The organism is Pseudomonas sp. BS-2016, assembly GCF_001806145.1.
GTDB classification, from domain to species: domain Bacteria; phylum Pseudomonadota; class Gammaproteobacteria; order Pseudomonadales; family Pseudomonadaceae; genus Aquipseudomonas; species Aquipseudomonas lundensis.
Map to the genome: position 1 here is coordinate 1 of NZ_MLCT01000136.1, position 1,685 is coordinate 1,685.

The following is a 1,685-nucleotide window of genomic DNA, read 5'->3' on the forward strand; positions in this document are numbered from 1 at the left end:
CCGCTCCCACATTTGTTCTGCAGAATGCTTTTAGATTTGCTTAGCGCAGGTTCAGGCTGAAACCTACCCGCGTCAGCCATTCCGCTTCCTGGGCGAAGTCCGCCTGGGTCAGCTGGTTTTCATCCAGCCAGCCTTTGGGGAACATCACTTCCAGGCTATCGCCATCGGCGTGCAGTTTGACCTGGGGCATTTCCTGGGTGCCGCGGATGTGGTGGAACAGGATTGCAAAGCGCAGCAGCGCGCACAGGCGGATCAGCTTGATGCCGTCTTTACCGAATTCGGCAAACTTGTCCTTGGGAATGTTGCGGCGATGGCCGCGCACCAGCAGCGCGAGCATCTGTTGGTCTTCCCGGGAGAAACCGGCCAGGTCCGAGTGTTCGATCAGGTACGCGCCGTGCTTGTGATAATGGTAGTGAGCGATGTCCAGGCCGACTTCATGCACCTTGGCTGCCCAGCCGAGTAACTCGCGCCAGACGCCGTCCTCCAGGTCCCAGTCCTCAGCCACCTGGTCGAAGGCGTGCAAGGCTTTGCGCTCGACGCGGGCGGCTTGCTCCAGGTCGACGTGGTAACGCTCCATCAGCGAGCTGAGGGTGCGTTCTCGCACGTCTTCATGGTGGTGCCGGCCCAGCAGGTCGTAGAGCACGCCTTCGCGCAGGGCGCCGTCACAGTGGTCCATGCGTTGCAGTTCGAGGGCGTCGAAGATGGCTTCGAGAATCGCCAGGCCCGCAGGGAAAATGGCGCGACGGTCGGGCTTGATGCCGTCGAAGTCGATTTTCTCTGCATCCCCCAGCTTGAACAGCTTGCGCTTGAGCCACGCCAGGCCTTCGGCGTTCACCTCACCGGTGCCATGGCCACCGGCCTTCAAAGCCAGGCCAATGGCACGGATGGTCCCGGACGAGCCGATGGCTTCATCCCAGGTCAGGCGGTGCAAGGCATGTTCGATGCTCATGATTTCCAGGCGCGCTGCGGTGTAGGCCTGGGCATAGCGCGCCGGAGTGATCTTGCCATCCTTGAAATAACGCTGGGTGAAACTCACGCACCCCATCTGCAGGCTTTCACGCAATAGCGGTTCGAAACGTTGGCCGATGATGAACTCGGTGCTGCCACCGCCAATGTCTGCCACCAGGCGTTTGCCGGGCGTGTCGGCCAGGGTGTGGGACACGCCGAGGTAGATCAGGCGTGCCTCTTCACGGCCCGAGATGACTTCCACCGGGTGCCCGAGGATTTCCTCGGCGCGATGGATGAATTCGTTGCGGTTGCGCGCTTCGCGCAAGGCGTTGGTGCCAACGATACGCACCGCGCCAGGGGGCATGCCGTTGATCAGTTGCGCGAAACGCTTGAGGCAATCGAGTCCGCGCTGCATGGATTCTTCATTGAGCTTGCGCTCGTCGTCGATCCCGGCGGCCAGTTGCACCTTCTCGCCGAGCCGCTCAAGGATGCGGATCTCGCCGTTCTGGGCCTTGGCCACGACCATATGAAAGCTGTTGGAGCCCAGGTCGATGGCGGCGATCAAGGACAGATTCTTGGCTTGGGATTGCGGCATGGTTTGGGGGTCTCGGTCGATAACCTTGCCATCGTGCCACGATCGACGGCTGGCGCCAACGCGTAGTGCCAGAGGAATTTTCCCCAATCACTCATCAGAAATTGTGAATGCCGCTTGTAGGAGGTGGTTGCGATAGCTGTGT

The 1,685-nt window shown here is 60.9% G+C and carries 1 protein-coding gene; it reads right to left on the reverse strand.

Annotated elements, in window-relative coordinates; genetic code table 11:
• Positions 1 to 40: 40 nt before the first annotated feature.
• Positions 41 to 1,543, reverse strand: a complete 1,503-nt coding sequence (gene ppx, locus BKD70_RS23045) for an exopolyphosphatase (RefSeq protein ID WP_003195352.1) — start codon at positions 1,541 to 1,543, stop codon at positions 41 to 43.
• Positions 1,544 to 1,685 lie beyond the last annotated feature (142 nt).

Bases quoted from the DNA above. Each gene is read 5' to 3' on its own strand.
- ppx (WP_003195352.1), bottom strand. From the start codon at position 1,543: ATGCCGCAATCCCAAGCCAAGAATCTGTCCTTGATCGCCGCCATCGAC.